General features: G+C 62.6%; 26 protein-coding genes. 4 read left to right on the top strand and 22 right to left on the bottom strand.

All coding sequences use genetic code 11. The features are described from left to right. Positions 1-15 precede the first annotated feature (15 nt). Complete coding sequence (locus AACH39_RS12430; RefSeq protein ID WP_338620155.1) at positions 16-1,950, bottom strand: hypothetical protein; 1,935 nt, start codon at positions 1,948-1,950, stop codon at positions 16-18. Beyond that, positions 1,910-2,773 (bottom strand): DUF6502 family protein, encoded by an 864-nt coding sequence (locus AACH39_RS12425; RefSeq protein WP_338620153.1) that lies wholly within the window; start codon positions 2,771-2,773, stop codon positions 1,910-1,912. The genes AACH39_RS12430 and AACH39_RS12425 overlap by 41 nt, the downstream gene beginning before the upstream one ends. A gap of 108 nt (positions 2,774-2,881) precedes the next feature. Between AACH39_RS12425 and AACH39_RS12420 the strand changes: the two genes are divergently transcribed. Both AACH39_RS12420 and AACH39_RS12415 read left to right on the top strand, forming a co-directional pair. After that, positions 2,882-3,712: a TatD family hydrolase gene (locus AACH39_RS12420; protein ID WP_338620152.1), complete on the top strand. Its 831-nt coding sequence runs from the start codon at positions 2,882-2,884 to the stop codon at positions 3,710-3,712. 55 nt (positions 3,713-3,767) lie between these two features. Beyond that, positions 3,768-4,262, top strand: coding sequence for a hypothetical protein (locus AACH39_RS12415; protein ID WP_215779159.1), 495 nt, complete (start codon positions 3,768-3,770; stop codon positions 4,260-4,262). 14 nt (positions 4,263-4,276) lie between these two features. Here the strand turns inward: AACH39_RS12415 and AACH39_RS12410 are convergent, their stop codons facing one another. The 16 genes from AACH39_RS12410 to AACH39_RS12335 all read right to left on the bottom strand — a co-directional run bounded on the left by AACH39_RS12410 (position 4,277) and on the right by AACH39_RS12335 (position 14,649). Continuing rightward, positions 4,277-4,609, bottom strand: a complete 333-nt coding sequence (locus tag AACH39_RS12410; protein WP_215779160.1) for a DUF2069 domain-containing protein — start codon at positions 4,607-4,609, stop codon at positions 4,277-4,279. Next, positions 4,609-5,337 (bottom strand): twin-arginine translocase subunit TatC, encoded by a 729-nt coding sequence (tatC, locus tag AACH39_RS12405; protein ID WP_215779163.1) that lies wholly within the window; start codon positions 5,335-5,337, stop codon positions 4,609-4,611. Before tatC ends, AACH39_RS12410 begins: the two co-directional genes overlap by 1 nt. Beyond that, positions 5,334-5,837, bottom strand: coding sequence for a twin-arginine translocase TatA/TatE family subunit (locus tag AACH39_RS12400; RefSeq protein WP_338620151.1), 504 nt, complete (start codon positions 5,835-5,837; stop codon positions 5,334-5,336). Before AACH39_RS12400 ends, tatC begins: the two co-directional genes overlap by 4 nt. A 15-nt stretch (positions 5,838-5,852) precedes the next feature. Further along, positions 5,853-6,062 (bottom strand): Sec-independent protein translocase subunit TatA, encoded by a 210-nt coding sequence (gene tatA, locus AACH39_RS12395; RefSeq protein ID WP_215779168.1) that lies wholly within the window; start codon positions 6,060-6,062, stop codon positions 5,853-5,855. A 1-nt stretch (position 6,063) separates the two neighbouring features. Beyond that, the gene (locus AACH39_RS12390) at positions 6,064-6,396 is read right to left on the bottom strand and encodes a histidine triad nucleotide-binding protein (RefSeq protein ID WP_215779170.1); all 333 of its coding nucleotides are present in this window, start codon (positions 6,394-6,396) and stop codon (positions 6,064-6,066) included. Between the two features lie 31 nt (positions 6,397-6,427). Next, the gene (locus AACH39_RS12385) at positions 6,428-6,757 is read right to left on the bottom strand and encodes a phosphoribosyl-ATP diphosphatase (protein WP_252346117.1); all 330 of its coding nucleotides are present in this window, start codon (positions 6,755-6,757) and stop codon (positions 6,428-6,430) included. Positions 6,758-6,840: 83 nt separating this feature from the next. After that, positions 6,841-7,227 carry a phosphoribosyl-AMP cyclohydrolase gene (hisI, locus tag AACH39_RS12380; protein ID WP_215779172.1) on the bottom strand — a complete coding sequence of 129 codons (387 nt, stop codon included), beginning with the start codon at positions 7,225-7,227 and terminating at the stop codon, positions 6,841-6,843. Positions 7,228-7,238: 11 nt separating this feature from the next. Continuing rightward, the gene (gene hisF, locus AACH39_RS12375; RefSeq protein WP_215779174.1) at positions 7,239-8,006 is read right to left on the bottom strand and encodes an imidazole glycerol phosphate synthase subunit HisF; all 768 of its coding nucleotides are present in this window, start codon (positions 8,004-8,006) and stop codon (positions 7,239-7,241) included. A gap of 1 nt (position 8,007) precedes the next feature. Continuing rightward, positions 8,008-8,757 carry a 1-(5-phosphoribosyl)-5-[(5-phosphoribosylamino)methylideneamino]imidazole-4-carboxamide isomerase gene (hisA, locus tag AACH39_RS12370; protein WP_215779176.1) on the bottom strand — a complete coding sequence of 250 codons (750 nt, stop codon included), beginning with the start codon at positions 8,755-8,757 and terminating at the stop codon, positions 8,008-8,010. Positions 8,758-8,774: 17 nt separating this feature from the next. Further along, on the bottom strand, positions 8,775-9,422 hold the full coding sequence (gene hisH, locus AACH39_RS12365) for an imidazole glycerol phosphate synthase subunit HisH (RefSeq protein ID WP_215782756.1): 648 nt from the start codon (positions 9,420-9,422) through the stop codon (positions 8,775-8,777). Then, positions 9,422-10,015: an imidazoleglycerol-phosphate dehydratase HisB gene (hisB, locus tag AACH39_RS12360; protein ID WP_338620148.1), complete on the bottom strand. Its 594-nt coding sequence runs from the start codon at positions 10,013-10,015 to the stop codon at positions 9,422-9,424. The genes hisH and hisB overlap by 1 nt, the downstream gene beginning before the upstream one ends. Before the next feature lie 3 nt (positions 10,016-10,018). Then, the gene (gene hisC, locus AACH39_RS12355) at positions 10,019-11,089 is read right to left on the bottom strand and encodes a histidinol-phosphate transaminase (protein ID WP_215779182.1); all 1,071 of its coding nucleotides are present in this window, start codon (positions 11,087-11,089) and stop codon (positions 10,019-10,021) included. 60 nt (positions 11,090-11,149) lie between these two features. Then, complete coding sequence (gene hisD, locus AACH39_RS12350) at positions 11,150-12,451, bottom strand: histidinol dehydrogenase (RefSeq protein WP_338620147.1); 1,302 nt, start codon at positions 12,449-12,451, stop codon at positions 11,150-11,152. Positions 12,452-12,456: 5 nt separating this feature from the next. Beyond that, positions 12,457-13,107, bottom strand: a complete 651-nt coding sequence (gene hisG, locus AACH39_RS12345; RefSeq protein WP_338620145.1) for an ATP phosphoribosyltransferase — start codon at positions 13,105-13,107, stop codon at positions 12,457-12,459. Positions 13,108-13,261: 154 nt separating this feature from the next. Then, positions 13,262-14,023, bottom strand: coding sequence for a flagellar brake protein (locus AACH39_RS12340; RefSeq protein WP_215779190.1), 762 nt, complete (start codon positions 14,021-14,023; stop codon positions 13,262-13,264). Positions 14,024-14,067: 44 nt separating this feature from the next. Next, complete coding sequence (locus AACH39_RS12335; RefSeq protein WP_215779192.1) at positions 14,068-14,649, bottom strand: SCO family protein; 582 nt, start codon at positions 14,647-14,649, stop codon at positions 14,068-14,070. 205 nt (positions 14,650-14,854) lie between these two features. On the opposite strand from AACH39_RS12335, the gene AACH39_RS12330 reads away from it, so the two are divergent. Together AACH39_RS12330 and AACH39_RS12325 are read left to right on the top strand one after the other, a co-directional pair. Further along, positions 14,855-15,718, top strand: coding sequence for an AraC family transcriptional regulator (locus AACH39_RS12330; protein WP_215779194.1), 864 nt, complete (start codon positions 14,855-14,857; stop codon positions 15,716-15,718). 64 nt (positions 15,719-15,782) lie between these two features. Continuing rightward, a complete protein-coding gene (locus tag AACH39_RS12325; RefSeq protein ID WP_338620144.1) occupies positions 15,783-16,316 on the top strand; it encodes a GNAT family N-acetyltransferase in 534 nt (177 codons plus the stop codon). Positions 16,317-16,447: 131 nt separating this feature from the next. Here the strand turns inward: AACH39_RS12325 and AACH39_RS12320 are convergent, their stop codons facing one another. The 4 genes from AACH39_RS12320 to bioD form a co-directional block, all read right to left on the bottom strand. After that, positions 16,448-16,705 (bottom strand): hypothetical protein, encoded by a 258-nt coding sequence (locus AACH39_RS12320; RefSeq protein ID WP_215779199.1) that lies wholly within the window; start codon positions 16,703-16,705, stop codon positions 16,448-16,450. 153 nt (positions 16,706-16,858) lie between these two features. Beyond that, positions 16,859-17,170: a cupin gene (locus AACH39_RS12315; RefSeq protein ID WP_215779201.1), complete on the bottom strand. Its 312-nt coding sequence runs from the start codon at positions 17,168-17,170 to the stop codon at positions 16,859-16,861. A 41-nt stretch (positions 17,171-17,211) separates the two neighbouring features. Next, complete coding sequence (locus AACH39_RS12310) at positions 17,212-17,844, bottom strand: class I SAM-dependent methyltransferase (protein ID WP_338620143.1); 633 nt, start codon at positions 17,842-17,844, stop codon at positions 17,212-17,214. Positions 17,845-17,951: 107 nt separating this feature from the next. Next, the gene (gene bioD, locus AACH39_RS12305) at positions 17,952-18,581 is read right to left on the bottom strand and encodes a dethiobiotin synthase (protein WP_215779208.1); all 630 of its coding nucleotides are present in this window, start codon (positions 18,579-18,581) and stop codon (positions 17,952-17,954) included. Positions 18,582-18,588: the final 7 nt, after the last annotated feature.

The raw sequence follows: 18,588 nt of genomic DNA, 5'->3' as shown, positions 1-18,588 counted from the left end.
ACAGGGCAAACAGTGTCAGGGTTTTTTTAATATCCCCACCCCGGAGACGGACTCATTCTGATTAGTCTGCAAGCCATAGTGGCTGATCATGCCACCGGCCTGGGGGCCGATCAAGACGCCCGCCGCCGAGCCGTTGCTGATGGTCGGGCTCTGGCAACCGGTGCAGCTGCCGTTCAGCGCGATGCCGCTGCTCTGGAAGGTTTGCAGCGATACCGCCGCGCCACTGTTGGCGTCCCAGATCCGGCCCTGGCCATCGGTCACATTGATGGCGTAGTGGTCAATGGTCGGGTTGGCACCAAAGGTGACGTTGGCGGTCAGGCTGTTGATTTGTCCGCCCATCTTGCCGTTCTCATCCACCGGCCCCGGCATGCCGGGAACCATGGTGTAGCTGCCGGTCTGTCCGCTCATGGCGGTGATGGCTGAGCCGGGCGTTGCCCCGCCGGGCGCAAAAGCAAACTGGTGCAGGTCGGCATATTGCCAGTCGCCATTGGCATCGCTGGCGCCGCCACCGAAGTAGACGCCCCAGTAAATTTTGGCGCCGTCCGTTGTGGTATAGATCTGGTACTGCACCGGCTGTTGGGTATCGTCATCGACAAAAAACAGCAGCGATCCATCATTCTGCACCACATACAGGGGCAGTCCGGAGCGCGGATCGACGCCGATCTGCCAGCTGTTGTCTTCGTCGACCTGCAGATGGCCGCGCTGGATCTGGCCATCGGCCACGGTCACGCCGACATAGGCCGAATTGGCCGGACTGTCTTGCGGCTCGACCGACAGGTCAAGGACAACGCTGTTGCTGACGATGCGGTTGGGCAAGGCCGTCGACAGCGGGTCGGTGGGTGTGGTGACGCCGCTGCCAGCGGCATTGTCGCTGCTGCCCTCGCTGGTCTTGGCCGGGGCCAGGCCGCGCAGCGGCAGGTTGCGCAACACTTCCGGCAGCACTTCGATGGTCTTCGGCGCGCCCTGGTCAAGCGGGGCAAAACCGGACTGGGTGGGTTCGATGCGCACGCTGCCCGCCGGGTTGAGCAGGGTGGTGCCGCCACTGATCACATGGTCGTAGGTGCCGGGGGCCACGCTGCTGAAGCGGCCGACGGCGGCCGGTACCTGGAACAGCTCGTGGTCGGTGCCGCGGATGTGGACCTCGGCGCTCGGCGTCCGGATCAGGTAGTTCTGCTTGTTGAGATGGCCGATGTCACCGGTCATGGCACGCATGCCCCCCTGCTCCAGGGTCATGGCCAGGCGTTCGCTGCCGTCGATTTTCTCCGGCAGGTTGAAGGTATTGATATGCAGTTTCGAACCGGAATACAGCATCACCGAGCCCTGATCGGCCATGCGGATCTGCAGCAGCCCGTCATTTTCCGCGGTCATGATGGCATCGCCTTCGCACACGGCATCGCCGCGTGTCAGCTCGCGTGCCGGCAGGCCCGGTTGCTGTGCCAGCACCTTGCCATGGCGATACAGGATGTAGCCGGCCAGCCTGGGCTGAGCCGCGATCGGGGCGGTTTGCAGCCCGGTGCCGCCGAGGCCGCCCCAGCCCTCGTGAGCGGCGGGCTGGTTGTCCGCTGTGCTGGTGGCCGGCTTGGCTGATTGCGGCTGAATGCCGGTGCCGCCCAGGCCGCCCCAGCCTTCGTGGTCCGGCAGCAGGTTTTTCGCGACGGTGCGCTGGCCCGGCGTGGCGGGCTGCTGGATGCCGGTGCCGCCCAGGCCGCCCCAGCCGTTTTTCGGTTCGGGCTGGGCCGTGGCGGTTTGCACACCGGTGCCGCCCATGCCTCCCCAGGGGGTCGGGGGTGGTGTCTGGCCGGGCGGGGTCGGCAGTGGTGCCACTTGCTGGCCATGCGCGTCGAAGCGACAAACGGCAGCGGCCCAACCCGTCAGCGGGGTCAGGCTCAGGGCGGCGAGCAGCAGGAGCTCAGGCCGAAGGCGGATTCGCAGCAGGCTTGTCTTCGGCATGATAGAAGTAGGCACCAAAATGCATGCGTTGTGGCGGGGTGCTGTCTGCACCGGCTGGCTGGCTGTGGTTTTGCATGACCATTTCCTGTGCCATGCGGTTGATTTCCAGCAGGGCATCCATGCTCATCTGCTCTGCCCGCTGCTTCAGTTGCTGAACCTGTTCGGGACTCAGGCCGTGGTAGAACACGCAGCGGTCCATATAGGGGGCCTGCTGGCCTTCGAGGTTGCTGACCACGGCCGCCAGGTGGTCATGGATGTTGCGGCCGAAGAAATCCATTTTTTCTTCCAGCGTCGGCGATTGCAGCAAGGCCTCGACGTTCAGGTGCACCCTATCGTCCTGATCGATCTGCACCAGACCGACGCGCTGCCATTCGTCAAGGAACACTCTGGCGCGCACATCCTTGCTGATGTCGTAGACCATGCCCTCAAAGGTCGGCGCTTCGTGCGTGGTGGCCTGGCGCGGCAATGGGCGCGGCCGGCCCTGGGCATCGAGGAAGCGCGTTTCACCGGTCCACTTGGCCAGTAACTGGGCCTGCAGCGAGACATGGCTGTGCTTGGTCAGGTTGAGCGGGGCATCGTCGGTTTCCCGCAGGCGTTTGACATCCTTGCGGTGCACGCCGGTCAGAATGCTGATGCGGCTGTCGGTCTGGGGTTTGCCGGGCAGGGCAAAATCGCGTTCGGCGACATCGACATAGACGCGCTTGAGCAGCTCTGCCAGCGAGGGATAGGCCATGCCATGGTTGAGCAGCAGACGCACCAAGGGCTCCAGCAGATAGCGGAGCGCTTGCAGCATTTTGGCGGGCGGGCTGGCACTGGTATTCATGGCAAACCATCTGGATCTATTACAACTGATAGCGTAGCATGAATAGGTAACCATGCCCATAAAAAATGGGTAAATTTCCCACGCCGCAGCATTTCAGCCACATTCCCTATGTCCCCTGCCCTGCTGATCGATAGCCACTGCCATCTGGACGATGTGGTGTTTGACGCGCGTCGCGACCAGGTGGTGCAAGCCGCGCTGACGGCCGGGGTCGGTCAGATTGTCGTCCCGGCGGTGTCCAGCCGGTTGTTCGAAGCCACGCTGGCCATGCGTCAGCGCTATGGCTGCCTGATTGCGCTGGGTTTGCACCCGATGTACTGCCGTGAACATCTGGATGATCATCTGGCGCAGCTTGAAGCGCAGCTGCAACGGCATCGGCCGGTGGCGGTGGGCGAGATCGGTCTGGACCACTGGTTGCCGGACCAGGATCTGCCGCGGCAGGAGGCGCTGTTCATCGAGCAGCTCAAGTTGGCGCGTCGCTATGATTTGCCGGTGATTCTGCATGTGCGCAAGGCACAGGATCGGGTGCTGAAGTACCTGCGGCAGTATGCGGTGGGTGGCGGTATTGCCCATGCCTTCAATGGCAGTCAGCAGCAGGCCGAGGCTTTTGTCGCGCTGGGCTTCAAGCTGGGTTTCGGCGGGGCCATGACTTATCAGGGGTCGCAACGCATTCGCCGGCTGGCCGCCACCCTGCCGGCTGACTGTCTGGTGCTGGAGACGGATGCGCCGGATATTCGTCCGGCCTGGGCGCAGGATCAGCCCAATGAGCCGGCCAATCTGGCGCGCTTTGCCGCCGAGCTGGCGTCGCTGCGCGCAGCGACGCCTGAGGAGATGGCGCGGCAGACCAGCGCGAATGTGCAGCAGGCGCTGCGGCTGACTCCCGCCAGCCTGGGGGGGCTGCATTGCCCCGCGCAGATTTCATCTTGTCCGGCAGATAAATAGTCTATGCTGGATTCTATGATATCTAAATAATCATACCCTGCGATCCCACATCATCATGCCATTCGTTCAATTGACCCCCCAGGGTGACGTCGAGGCACTTTTCCTGAAAAAGGGCAGTGATCGCCCCTATCTGCCACTGAGTGACATCCGGGTGCTGCATTTTCTGCAAGCGTCCGATCCGGAGCTGACGGCAGCTTTGCTCAATGCCTCGGATGATGCCCACCGCATGCTGTTGTCCAGCCTGATCGACCTGCTGGTGCGCAACAAGACCCTGTCGGGCAAGACGGTGGTGACCGATCATGGTCAGTTGATTCCGCACAAGCAGCTGGATGAGCTGATCGAGACGGTGGAGACCAGCGAGGACGAGGCGCTGTTGACGCTGACGGAGTCAGACCGCAACACGGTGCGCATTATTGAAGACGTGATTGATGTGCTGATCGCCCTGGACGTGATTTCTCTGCGCGACCTGCCACCGGGTGCCCAGCATCTGCTGGCGGTACGCCGCGCCCTGCGGGCCTATTTGTCGGATCACGACGGCGATCTGGATTAGGCGCTGCCTGCCGGTTATTGTCGGCTGCGGATAAAACCGATCACCGCGACGAAGAACAGCACGCTCAGGGCGGTCTCGCCCCAGGCCAGCTGCTGTGACAAGCCGTGATCGGCCCAGCCGCGCATGATGCCTTCGGTGAAAAACAGCAGGATGAACATGCTGGACCACTGGAAGGTGTAGAGCCGCCCGCGCAGGATGCCGAACAGCGGCGCCAGCAGCAGCACTGCCTTGAGCGCCAGCATCGAGCCGCCCGGCCGCAGCGGCGCCAGCCACAGTTCCCACCCCAGCGACAGCAGGATCAGGGCAATCAGCGTGCCGATGGCCAGCCAGTGCCAGAGCCGGCGCATCAGCTGGCGCTCCGGGCGCGCTGACGTTCCATCAGTTGCGCGGCGATGATGCCCACTTCATAGAGCAGCCACAGGGGAACGGCCAGCATGGTCTGCGACAGCACATCCGGCGGGGTGACGATGGCGGCCACCACGAAGGCGCCGACGATGACGTAGGGCCGCGCGGTACGCAGCTTGTCGATGGTCAGCACGCCGATGCGCACCAGCAGCACCACGACCACCGGCACTTCGAAGGCCGCGCCGAACGAGACGAACATGCCCAGCACGAAGGACAGGTATTTGTCGATATCGGTCATCATCGACACGCCACTGGGGGTGACGGCGGCCATGAAGGTAAACACCAGCGGGAACACCAGGAAGTAGGCGAAGGCCATGCCGAGGCAGAACAGCAGCACGCTGGACACGACCAGCGGCAGGATCAGTCTTTTTTCATGGCTGTACAGGCCGGGGGCCACGAAGGCCCAGATCTGGTACAGGGTATTGGGCAGCGAGATCAGCAGCGCCACCAGCATGGTGACCTTCATCGGCACGAAGAAGGGGGCGGTGACTTCGATGGCAATCATGTTGCTGCCGGCCGGCAGGTGTTGCAGCAGGGGTCTGGCCAGCAGGTGGTAGATGGCCCCGGACCAGTGGAACAGGCCGAGGAAGACCAGGAAGAAGCCGATCAGGGCACGCACCAGTCGGGTGCGCAGTTCCAGCAGGTGGGTCAGCAGCGGTTGTTCGGTCATCGGGGAGGTTCTTGCCGGGCTGGCGTCGGGGTCAGTTCGGCAAACAGGTCAAGCTGGTTGTCATCAACGGGGGGGCGCTCAGGCTCGTTCTGTGCGGCGGGCGGCTCGCCGGCCGGCACCGGGGTCGGTACGACCACGCTGGCCGCAGACATCGGCGTCAGATCATCAGCCGGCGGCGCGACGATCTCCGCTTTGGCGGCCTCAAGGGCTTCGACGGTTTCCTGGCGGGCCTGATGGATGGTCTGGCTGACCTCGTTGACCTCGGCCGTCAGCTGTTCCTTGAAGGCATAGGCCGTGTTCTGCACTTCCTGTTTCAGCGACACCAGGGTGGACAGCTCGGTGTGCTCGCCGATGTCGGCCTTGACGCTGGCGACAAAGCGCTGGGCGCGCGCCACCAGCGCCCCCAGGGTGCGGGCCACGGCCGGCAGGCGCTCGGGACCGAGCACCACCAGCGCCACCACGGAGGTCAGCAGGATTTCACCAAAACTGAAGTCGAACACGGTATCCCCAGCAGCTTATTTCTTGTCGGCTTCGCCTTCGATGACGCGCCCGGTCTTCTCGGCATCGGCGGCAGCCTGCTTCTCGGCCTCGCCCTTCATGCCCTCTTTGAAGCCGCGTACCGCGCCACCCAGATCCTTGCCGATATTCGGCAGCTTCTTGGTGCCGAACACCAGCACCACAATCAGCAAAACGATCAGCCAGTGAAAAATGCTAAAAGAACCCATGTCAGTTTCCTTGCGACTTGTGACCAAAGACATGTACGTGCAGGTGGAATACTTCCTGCCCGCCGCCACGTCCGGTATTGATACCGGTCTTGAAACCGGCTGACAGACCCTGTTCGGCCGCGAGTTTCGGCGCGAGCAGCAGAATCTTGCCCAGCACCTCCTGGTGTTCGGGCTGGCAATGCGCCAGCGATTCGACGTGGCGCTTGGGGATGATCATGAAATGCACCGGGGCGATCGGCCGGATATCGTGGAAGGCGACCACGTCGTCGTCTTCGTAGAGTTTGTTGGCCGGAATCTCTCCAGCAGCGATCTTGCAGAAGATGCAATCAGTCATCAGCCTTCTCCGGGGCAATCAGGGATGGGAATCAGGGTTGCTGCGGCCGCGAAGCCTTTTCGTCCAGGCCGGAAATGCCTTCGCGACGGTGCAGCTCCATCAGGATGTCTTCGGGACGCAGGCCGTGAAAGGCCAGCAGCACCATGGTGTGGAACCACAGGTCGGCGACTTCGCGCACGATATGCAGCTTGTCGCCATCTTTCGAGGCCAGCAGGGTTTCGGCGGCCTCTTCAGCGACCTTTTTCAGAATGGCGTCTTCACCCTTGTGAAACAGCGATGCCACGTAGGAAGTTTGCGAACTGGCCTCGCGTCGCGCTTCCAGCGTATCGGCAATCGACTTCAACACTTCGGTATTGATCATGTCATTCCTTGTGCGGCACGGCCGGCCGGGTGCCGGCGACAGCGCCCATTCTAACGCTGCCGGCCATCGGCTCGCCATCCGTTTTATGTGTTGCGGGTATAAATCGCCGCCGGATCCTTGAGGATCGGGTCGACCACCTGCCAGGCGCCATCGGCAAATCGGCGGTAGAAACAGCTCTCACGTCCGGTATGGCAGGCAATACCGCCATCTTGCCGGATCTGCATGACAATCACGTCACCATCGCAATCCAGGCGCAGTTCGCTGACGTGCTGCACATGGCCGGACTCCTCGCCTTTTTGCCACTGGCGCCGGCGCGAGCGGCTGTAGTAGTGCGCCAGACCGGTCTCGGCCGTCAGCTGCAGGGCTTCGCGGTCCATCCAGGCCATCATCAGGATGCGCCCGCTCTGTTCATCCTGGGCGATGGCCGGCACCAGGCCGGCCTCGTCCCATTTCACTTCATCCAGCCACATGGGGGTTCCCGTCACAGGCGGACCTCGATGCCGGCGGCCTGCATGGCCAGCTTGGCATCGCGTACCGTGTATTCACCGAAATGGAAGATGCTGGCGGCCAGCACGGCATCGGCATGCCCCTCGCTGACGCCCTCGACCAGATGCTGCAGATTGCCGACGCCACCGGAGGCGATCACCGGAATCGATACCGCGTCGGAAACCGCGCGGGTCAGCGGCAGGTTGAAGCCGACCCGGGTGCCGTCGCGATCCATGCTGGTGAGCAGGATTTCGCCGGCGCCGAGCTGCTGCATTTTCAGCGCCCACTCGACCGCATCCAGCCCGGTCGGGGTGCGACCGCCATGGGTAAACACCTCCCAGCGGTCGTTGTCCGGTCCGGTGGCCTTGGCATCAATGGCGACCACGATGCACTGCGAACCGAAACGGCCGGCGGCTTCTTCCACCAGCCCGGGGTTGGTGACGGCGGTGGTATTGATGCTGACCTTGTCGGCACCGACATTGAGCAGGCGGCGGATGTCCGCTACCTGGCGCACGCCGCCGCCCACGGTCAGCGGAATGAAGACCTGATCGGCCACCGACTCGATCACGTGCAGAATCAGGTCACGCTGGTCCGAGCTGGCGGTGATGTCGAGGAAGGTCAGTTCGTCGGCGCCCTGTTCGTTGTAGCGACGGGCGATCTCGACCGGGTCGCCGGCATCGCGCAGGCCGACGAAGTTGACCCCCTTGACCACGCGGCCGGCGGTGACGTCGAGGCAGGGAATGATGCGCTTGGCCAGTGCCATGTCAGGCTTCCTGGTCGGACAGTTCGTCCGCCAGCGCCTGGGCTTCGGCAAACGGCAGGCTGCCTTCGTAGATGGCGCGGCCGGTGATGGCGCCTTCGATGCCCTCACCTTCTACCGCTACCAGCTGGCGCACATCATCCAGGTTGGTCAGGCCACCGGAAGCGATTACCGGCACACGCAGTGCCTGGGCCAGCTTGACCGTGGCGTCGATATTCACCCCGGTGAGCATGCCGTCGCGGCCGATATCGGTGTAGATCACCGACACCACGCCATAGTCCTCGAAACGCTTGGCCAGCTCGATCACGTTGTGGCTGGTGATCTTGGCCCAGCCGTCGATCGCCACCATGCCGTCCTTGGCATCCAGGCCGACAATCACCTGGTCGGGAAAGGCATCGCAGGCATCGCGCAGGAAGCCGGGCGTCTTGACCGCGGCGGTGCCGATGATCACGTATTGCAGGCCCATGTCGAGGTACTTTTCGATGGTATCCAGATCGCGGATGCCACCGCCCAACTGCACCGGCATGTCGGAACCAACTTCGGCCAGGATGTCGCGAATCACCGCCAGGTTCTTCGGCTTGCCGGCAAACGCACCATTCAGATCCACCAGATGCAGGCGCCGGGCCCCCTGGTCACGCCAATGGACGGCGACTTCGACCGGGTCTTCGGAAAACACCGTGGCCTGATCCATCAGGCCCTGCTTGAGGCGGACACACTGACCATCCTTGAGGTCAATTGCGGGTATGAGCAGCATGGTAAGTCTTGATTTCGTTAGGGTTGAACAGTGCCATCCCAGGCCAGGAAATTCTTCATCAGCTGAAGCCCGGCGGCATGACTCTTCTCGGTGTGAAACTGCGTGGCAAAAATGTTCTCGCGGCCGACGATGCAGGAAAAGCGCCCCGGGTACTCACTCTCGGCCAGGGTCAGCGCCGGATCCTGCGGCGCGAAATGGTAGCTGTGGACGAAATAGAAGCGCTCGCCATCGGCAATGCCGGCAAACAACGGGTGCGGCTGGCACTGGAACACCCGGTTCCAGCCCATGTGCGGCACCTTGAGGCGATCGCCGTGCGCATCGGTCTGGCCGGCGGCAAAGCGCCTGACCGTGCCGGGGAACAGCCCCAGCCCCGGGGTATCGCCCTCTTCGCTTGAGTCGAACAGCAGCTGGGCGCCGACGCAAATGCCGAAAAACGGCTTGTTGCGCGTGGCCTCCAGCACGGCCTCGGCCAGACCGTGGGCGCGCAGTTCGCGCATGCAGTCCGGCATGGCGCCCTGACCGGGGAACACCACCTTGTCGGCTTTCAGCACGGCGTGCGGATCGGCAGTCAGTTGAATGCGGGCGCGGCCATCGTTGACCGCCTCGATCGATTTCACCACCGAATGCAGGTTGCCCATGCCATAGTCGATTACGGCGACATTGATCATGCTGTCAGCGTCCCCTTGGTCGAGGGCGTGATGCCGGCCATGCGCTCGTCGGCTTCACAGGCCATGCGCAGCGCACGGCCAAAAGCCTTGAAGATGGTTTCCGCCTGGTGGTGAGCATTGACGCCACGCAGGTTGTCGATGTGCAGCGTCACCATGGCGTGGTTGACGAAGCCATGGAAAAACTCGGCAAACAGGTCGACATCGAACTGGCCGATGGCGGCGCGGGTATAGCTGACTTCGTAAGTCAGACCGGGACGACCGGACAGGTCGATCACCACGCGCGACAGCGCCTCGTCCAGCGGCACATAGGCATGGCCATAGCGGCGGATGCCCTTCTTGTCGCCGATGGCGCGGGCAAAGGCCTGCCCCAGGGTGATGCCGATATCCTCGACGGTGTGGTGGGCGTCGATGTGCAGATCGCCTTCGGCATGGATGCTCAGGTCGATCAGGCCGTGGCGTGCGATCTGGTCCAGCATGTGATCGAGAAACGGCACGCCGGTCTGGAGTTCGGCCTGGCCGGTGCCATCCAGATCGAGCGTCACGGTGATCCGGGTTTCCAGGGTATTGCGGGTAACGGTAGCGGTTCGCATGATTTATTCGAAGTAGGCTGTCAGGGCGGCCAGGACCGCGTCGTTTTCCTCGGGCGCACCAATGGTGATGCGCAGACATTGCGCCAGCAGCGGATGGCTGCCGTGCAGATTCTTCACCAGCAGGCCGGCCTGCTTGAGAAAACCATGCAGCTCGTCGGCATCGGCCACGCGCACGGTAATGAAATTGGCCTGACTGTCGAAGGCCTGCAGGCCGGCAAAATGGGCGAGCCGCTCGGCCATGCGGGCACGCTCGCGGCGCAGGTCACGGGCCTGACCGTCAAACACTTCGCGATGTGCCAGCAGGAAGCGCGCGGTTTCCTGGGTCAGCACATTGACGTTATACGGTGGCCGCACCTTGTTGATGGCCTCGATCCAGGCCGGCGTCGAGGCGGCATAGCCCAGGCGGATGCCGGCCAGACCGATCTTCGACAGGGTGCGCATTACCAGCAGGTGCTCCAGCTTGCCGGCCAGCGCCATGAACGAGTCGTCGGCAAAGGCCTGATAGGCCTCGTCCAGCACCACCAGCCCGGTGGCGGCCTCCAGGATGCGCTCGATGTCGGCACGGGCAAAACGGTTGCCGGTCGGGTTGTTGGGGTAGGAAATGAAGATCACCGCCGGCTGGTGCTGGCGGATGGCGTCCAGGGTGCGCGGCAGGTCGAGCGAGAAATCCTCGTTGAGCGGGATGCCGACATAGCCGACCCGGGAAAACTGCGCATTGAGCCGGTACATGACGAAGGACGGCTCGAAGGCCATCAGGCAGGCACCGGGGCGCGCCAGCGCCTGGCAGATCAGGGTGATGATTTCGTCCGACCCATTGCCGAGCAGCACTTCCGCCTCGGGGGGAATCCCGAAGGCCTCGGCCAGCTGCGCCTTGAGACCGCTGCCGGAGGGGTCCGGGTAGCGGTTGATCAGCACGTCCGACAGGCGACGACCCAGCTCGTTACGCAACGCCTCCGGCAGACGGAAAGGATTCTCCATGGCATCCAGCTTGATGTAGCCGGCGGCGTCGGCCACATGGTAGGCCGGCATGTCGAGAATTTCCGGTCGGATCAGGTGTTCGGCGGAACGTTTCATGTCTTGGCTCATACCCGTACGGGCGAAGGCTTATCTGCCTGATTATATGTCATAAAACCATTATGCGTCGGCGGACGGCATGCGCAGTTCGGCGGCCCGGGCATGGGCGGTCAGGCCCTCGCCATGGGCCAGGGTCGAGGCAATCGGCCCCAGACGCGCGGCGCCGGACGCGGAAACGCGGATCAGGCTGCTGCGCTTCTGGAAGTCATACACCCCCAGCGGACTGGCAAAACGGGCGGTACGCGAGGTCGGCAACACGTGGTTCGGCCCGGCGCAATAGTCGCCCAGACTCTCCGAGGTGAAGCGGCCGAGGAAAATCGCCCCGGCATGGCGCAACTGCGGCAGCCAGGCTTCCGGATCGGCCACTGACAGCTCCAGGTGTTCCGGCGCAATGCGGTTGGCGATCTCGCAGGCTTCAGCCAGATCGCGCACCTTGATCAGTGCGCCACGGCCGGACAGCGATGCCTCGATGATGTCGCGCCGCGGCATGTCGGCCATCAGCCGCGCCATGCTGGCCTCGACCCGGGCAATGAATTCGGCCGAGGGCGTCAGCAGGATGGCCTGGGCAATTTCGTCGTGCTCGGCCTGGCTGAACAGATCCATGGCAATCCAGTCCGGATCGGTTTCCCCGTCGCAAATCACCAGGATTTCCGACGGACCGGCGACCATGTCGATGCCGACCACGCCGAACACCCGTCGCTTGGCGGCCGCGACCCAGGCATTGCCCGGACCGGTGATTTTGTCCACCTGCGGCACGGTTTCGGTGCCATAGGCCAGCGCCGCCACCGCCTGGGCGCCACCCACGGTAAACACCCGGTCGACACCGGCGATATAGGCCGCCGCCAGCACCAGGTCATTGCGTTCCCCGCCCGGCGTCGGCACCACCATGATGATTTCGCCCACGCCGGCTACCTTGGCCGGCATGGCATTCATCAGCACCGAGCTGGGATAGGCCGCCTTGCCGCCCGGCACGTAGATGCCGACCCGGTCCAGCGGCGTGACCTGCTGGCCGAGCAGCGTGCCGTCCTCTTCCTCGTAGGACCAGGACGACTGGCGCTGATGTTCGTGATAGCGGCGCACGCGTGCGGCCGCGGCCTCCAGCGCCTCGCGCTGTGCCTGCGGCAGGCGGGCATGCGCTGCCGCCAGCTGTTCGCGGCTGAGGGTCAGATCCGCCATCGACTGCGCCGACAGCCGGTCGAAGCGATTGGTGTATTCGATCACCGCCGCATCGCCACGGCGCTGCACCTCGGCGCAGATCGCCGCCACCCCCTGATCTACCGCCGGATCCTGCGCGGTTTCAAAGGCCAGCAGGGCCGCCAGACGTTCGGCAAAGTCTTGTCGGGAAGTATCCAGATGCAACATGGCCATCATTCCTGCTTGCCGGCAGTCGCCGCGGCAAAAGCGTCCAGCACCGGCTGGATGGTGTCGTATTTGAGTTTGAGCGCCGCCTGGTTGACCACCAGGCGCGAGCTGATATCCAGAATGTGTTCGACCGCCGACAGATGGTTGGCCTTGAGCGTGTTGCCGGTGGACACCAGATCGACGATGGCGTCGGCCAGACCGACCAGCGGTGCCAGCTCCATTGAGCCGTAAAGTTTGATGATGTCGACGTGCACGCCCTTGCGGGCAAAATGCTCACGGGCGATTTTCGGATATTTGGTGGCGACTTTCAGGCGTGCACCATGTTTCACCGCTTCGTCATAATCAAAACCGTCCCGCACTGCCACCATCATGCGGCAGCGGGCGATGTTCAGATCCAGCGGCTGGTACAGGCCGGCCCCCCCATGTTCGATCAGCACGTCGCGTCCGGCAATGCCCAGATCGGCCGCGCCATATTGCACATAGGTCGGGACGTCGGAAGCGCGCACGATCACCAGGCGCACATCCGCATGGTTGGTGCCGATGATCAGCTTGCGCGAGGCTTCGGGGTCTTCCGCCGGGGTAATGCCGGCAGCCGCCAGCAGAGGCAGGGTCTCTTCGAAAATACGCCCTTTGGACAGGGCAATGGTCAGCGTCATGATGAATGTTGTCTGTCAGGCCAGTTGCCAAAGATTAATTCAAATTCAGATGCTTGGGGGAATGCAGATCCGCCGGACACATGAATGGAGTTATTCAGACAGAATAACCGAAAAGCCGGCGGCGGGAAATTACTGCTTTGTCGGGGTGCGGCGGTCAGCGCATCATCGCGCGACGTTCGCGCTCGAGCTGGCCGACGTAACGCTGGATCAGGTTTTCCATCTGGGTCGGCAGACCGACGAAATTACAGCCCACGCGCAGGGCGTCCTGGCCGTTGCGCATCTGCAGGGGCAGACGATGGCGCACTTCCAGCACGCAGTTGAGCCGCCCGAAAGGCTTGAGATCCAGATGGCAGTCGAGGTACTGGGTGCCGATGTCAAAACCGGCCATGGTCAGATCCGGCAGCCACAGCGCCATGCCGCCCAGGCTGATGTCAAACACCGCCAGTTCGACCGGGGCGCCGGGGAAATCATTGATGGTACAGATCAGCGGATTGCCGACCGGGGTGCGGATGCGGAAGAACTCGCGCCGCTGCAACTTGATGACCTGCTCCGGCAGCGACACTTCGAAGGCCGGCTTGCCCTCGTAGCTGATCTGGTGCACCTGACCGGTGATGAACTGGGTCTTGACGCCGTCGGGCGAGCAGACAAACACATTGCGCTCGCTGGCCAGCAACTGCTTGTTGGTGGCTTCGTCGCTGCCCCAGTCGAAGATCATGGTCTGCTTCTTGGTATCGACTTCCAGCAGACGGGTAAGGATGAAGGTTTTGCCCTTGTTCGAGAACACGGTCACCATGAAACCGCTCTTGGCAATGGCCTTGAGGTGATGAACGATTTCAACCTGCGAAGCAAGCGTGTACTTGGCCAGATCGAGGGTCTGGCCGGCACCTGAAACGCTGGGCTGGTTTTCTTGACTCACAGTGCAAACCTTCAATGAATATTGTATCTAGCTATAAGACGATTCTAGCGTAACAGTTGCTGAATATCATGCACCACATCGGCAACCGGTGTGCCATAAGGCTCGTAAACCCGCACCTGCCCGCTGGCATCCAGCAGATAGGATCCGGCACTGTGATCGACTGAATAACCCCCACCGGGCGTCGGGACTTTCTGCGCCACCACCTTGTAGGCTTTCATGACATCGGCAACCTGGGCCGGCGTGCCGGTCAGACCGACAAAAGTCGGGTTGAAATGCGGCACATAGCCTGCCAGTACGGCCTGTGTATCCCGCTCGGGATCGACGGAAACAAAGATCACTTGCAGTTTATCGCCATCTTTGCCGAGTTTTTTATACACATTGGCATATTCTAGCAGGGTTGTCGGACAGACATCGGGACAATGTGTGTAGCCGAAAAACAGCGCCACCACCTTGCCCTGGAATTCGGACAGGCGGCGCGGCTTGCCTTGCTGATCCGTCAGCGAGAAATCGCCACCCACCTGGGTTCCGGTCAGATCGGAGCCTTTGAGATCAAGCTTGATCGGCTTTTGACAGGCGGCCAGCCCGACGAGCAGGACCAGCAGCAGCAAACGACGTAACAGGGGCATCAGCACACAACCATCAGACAGTCATCCACCAGCAACAGTGTCGCGCACAGCGCGACACGCGAGCGCATCAGGATACTCACGATGCAGGACAGCGGCAAGAAAAACCCTGCCCTTTGTGCGGGGTCTGGCCGGCAAGGCAGCAATTTTGGACAGGCTTGTGGGCACGGGATGCCGCATAGTGCGGACGGTGAACCCCGGAGAAAAAATGAACGACCGACTGCAGGCCTACCAGACGCGTTTCAACAAGGTCCTCGACTACATCGACCAGCACCTGGACGAACCGCTGAGCGTGGGGCAGCTGTGCCAGATCGCCCATTTCTCCAAATTTCACTTTCACCGGCAGTTTGCCGACTACCTCGGCATCAATGTGGCGCGCTACATCCTGCTGCGCCGCCTGAAGCAGGCTTCCTATCGCCTGGTGTTCGCACCACAGGAAAAGGTGATCGATATTGCCCTGCATGCCGGATTTGAAACGCCGGAATCCTTTGCCCGTGCCTTTCGCCAGACTTTTGGCCAGTCACCGTCCGAATTCAGGAAGGCCCCCGACTGGGCGCACTGGCACGAGGTTTACCGCTTCCGCCTGCCAGAAAGGAACCACCCCGTGAAAGTCGATATTGTCGATTTCGCCCGCACGCCGATTGCCGTCAAGGCGCATCGCGGTCCGACCGAGCAACTGAATCATGCCGTGGCCAGCTTTATCGAATGGCGCAAACAGTCAGGCCTGTCGCCCAAGGATGACTGCCGTACCTTCGGCATTGCCTACGACAATCCCGATACCACCGAGCCCAGTCAGTTTCGTTTCGATATCGCCGGCGAAATCCGCCAGACGGTGCCGGCCAACCCGCAGGGCGTGATCGAAAAAGTCATCCCGGGCGGACGCTGCGCCCGGGTGCGCCATCTCGGTGCGCATGAGCGCATCGGCGAAAGCATCTATCCGCTGTATCGCGACTGGTTGCCGGCCAGCGGGGAAGAACTGCGCGACTTTCCGCTGTTCTTCCACTACGTCAACCTGCTGCCGGATACCCCGGAGGCCGCCCTGATCACCGACATCTACCTGCCGCTGGCCTGAGCGAGGCGTCGCCAGCCCGCCTGCCACCGGATACACTGACAGCTCCCCGCCAAGGAAAACCATCATGCCTCATTCCGCCCGCCCAGATACCCTGACCATCCAGGATCTCCCCACCTGTGGAGAGATCCTCCAGGCGCTGAGCGACTTGCTCACCGACAGCGTGGCAGGCGGCGCCTCGGTCGGCTTCATCGCCCCGCTGGACAGGCAAGTGGCGCTGGACTACTGGCGCGGCGTCGATCAGCGGCTGCGCAGCCAGGATGGTCGTCTGCTGGTGGCGCGGCAGGCCGGTGACATTGTCGGCAGTGTGCAAATCGGTCTGTGCAAAAAGCAGAACGGCCAGCACCGCGGGGAAATCGAGAAACTGATGGTCAAAACCGACTGCCGCTCGACCGGTATCGGCACACAACTGATGGCCGCAGCCGAAGCCCAGGCCAGAGCACTCGGCCTGCGGCTGCTGGTGCTGGACACACGGCAAGGGGATGTCTCGGAAGCGCTCTATGCCAAATGCGGTTTTACCCGTGCGGGCGTCATCCCCGGCTTTGCCCTGAGCTCAAACGGCCAGTACAACGGCACCGCCATTTACTACAAAACCCTGTAAACCGCCGACACACACAAAAGGGGTCAGGTCTTTCATTTTGCGTCAGGATGCAAAATGAAAGACCTGACCCCGTTCTGGTTGCAAGCAACCCCTCCGGGGACCTTGCGGCCCCCGGCCTCCGAGAACAGTGGTTAATCCAGCGAGAGAATCGTACAACCCGCCACCTGCCGTGCCCGCGCTGCACTGGGCAGATACAGCCATGACGACTGGCCGTCGATCGCCTCGACCGCCCAGGCCAGGCGGCTATCGACAATCAGACGGCACAGGCCCTGCTCGGGCAGGCTGTCACGCGGGGGGCAAAGCCGGGAAACCAGCTGCAACAACTGCAGATCGCGTTGCTGACGACTTGGTGGATAGACCAGGGGTGAATTACCATCATACGCAGCCATACAAACTCCTTGCGTGAGTGTGTGTGGTTAGCGGGCCCGGGGGTGTGCTAGCACCCAAGGGCCCGCGCCCGTTACGGCAAACGCCGCAGACAGCACACTACTCAATGCCCCGACAGATACACAAGCCAGAACGGCCAGACAAGCTCACACCACTCAGACACTGCCAGCCTTTTCCACCACCAGAATCCTCGCCTCGCCACGGGGATGAGCCACATGCTCGCAGCCGATGCCGGCATAGAACACATCACCTGCCAGCAAGGTCACGACCCGCTCTTCACCCTCTTCGCGATAGTGCATGTCGACGATGCCATCCAGCACGGCAAAGACTTCTTCACCATCATTGACATGCCACTTGTAAGGTTGGTCTGTCCAGTGCAGGCGCGTGGTGATCCCGCCCATGTTGGCAATTTCTTCGGCGCCCCAGGGCCGGCTGGCCGTGAACGTCTTACTGCGAATGATGCGCATGACTCTCTCTTTCGTGCCGTTGTCGAGCGCCGTCGACTCTGTCAGACGGTCTTGCCCGCTACCATCAGAAAGACCGGGAAGCTTGTCTGTCCCGGCCCGGTTCCCTTGTTCATCACGAAGACCGTGGTGAAACGGACGGTCTCAAACCCGACCTGCTTTGCCCGTTCGGCCAGCTGGCTTCGATCGAATCCCTTGTGGCCGCTGAAATCCGGTCCGTGAAACGAGCCGTCCTCGGCATCGAGGTCGGCCACGCACAAATAGCCGGGCTGTTTCAGCATGGTATACATCTGCTGCAGCACCTTATCGGTGTCCTCGATGTGGTGCAGGGTCATGGCGGTAAAAATCAGATCGACACTCGCTGGCGGCAAGGCCGGCTGACCCGCCTCTACCAGGCAGACGTGCATGTCCTGCCGGCCGCTGGCCTGGATCTTGTCCTGCAGTACGGCCAGCATGCCCGGCGAGGTGTCGGCCAGGCTGAGCGGCCCCAGGTCGTCCTTCAGGGCGAAGCCGAGCAGGCCGGTACCGCAGCCGAACTCCAGCGCGGACATCCGGGTGTTCAGGGGGACCTGCTCGCGAATGGACTGGGCAACGGCGTTGGCTCGCGCCACTTTGACCGGGTCGTCGTCCCAGGTTTTGGCTTTGTCATCGAAAGACAGCGCGTTTGACGGGCACATGGATCGATTCCTCAAGGGGTCAGCGAAACGACGGGGTCAGGTCTTGTATTTTGCGTCCTGATGCAAAATACAAGACCTGACCCCGTCGTTTCACGTCGTTTCATCGTTTATTCCGGGGCGTAGGGTAGTTCGAGCAGACGCGGCGCGGGCAGTTGCTGGTCCAGGGTGGCCAGGTTTTCGGCATAGGCCGCCATGTCCGGCACCACTCGGTTGGCCACCCAGCCGGCCAGGGTCAGGCCACTGGCCTGAATGGCCTGGGCGGTGAGCAGGGCATGGTTGATGCAGCCAAGGCGCATGCCCACCACCAGAATGACCGGCAGTTGCAGGGCGCGGGCCAGATCGGCCATGAATAGCTGGTCGGTCAGGGGGGCGTACCAGCCGCCGGCCCCTTCCACGGCCATGCGCTCGTACTGGGCCGCCAGCCGCTGGTAGTGTGCGACGATGGTCGGCAGGCTGATCTCGACGCCAGCCTGACGCGCGGCCAGATGCGGCGAGATGGGCGGCAGGAAACGATAGGGGTTCATCAGGTCGAGGTCGGTCTGGCCGGTCGCGGCGCTCAGCCGGCTGACGTCGTCGTTGAGCCAGCGCCCGTCCGCCGCCACCTCGCAGCCGGAGGCCACCGGCTTCATGGCACCGACGTGCAGGCCCTGACTTTGCCAAAGCTGAATCAATTTGACGGTAGAATAGGTCTTGCCAACTTCAGTATCGGTGCCGGTAATGAAATACCCTTGGGTCATAGTGCCG

It is taken from the genome of Paludibacterium flexuosum (assembly GCF_037076605.1).
In the GTDB taxonomy this organism is placed as follows: Bacteria; Pseudomonadota; Gammaproteobacteria; order Burkholderiales; family Chromobacteriaceae; genus Paludibacterium.
The sequence above is the reverse complement of the archived record's forward strand: the minus strand, read 5'-3'. Positions and strand labels throughout refer to the sequence as shown.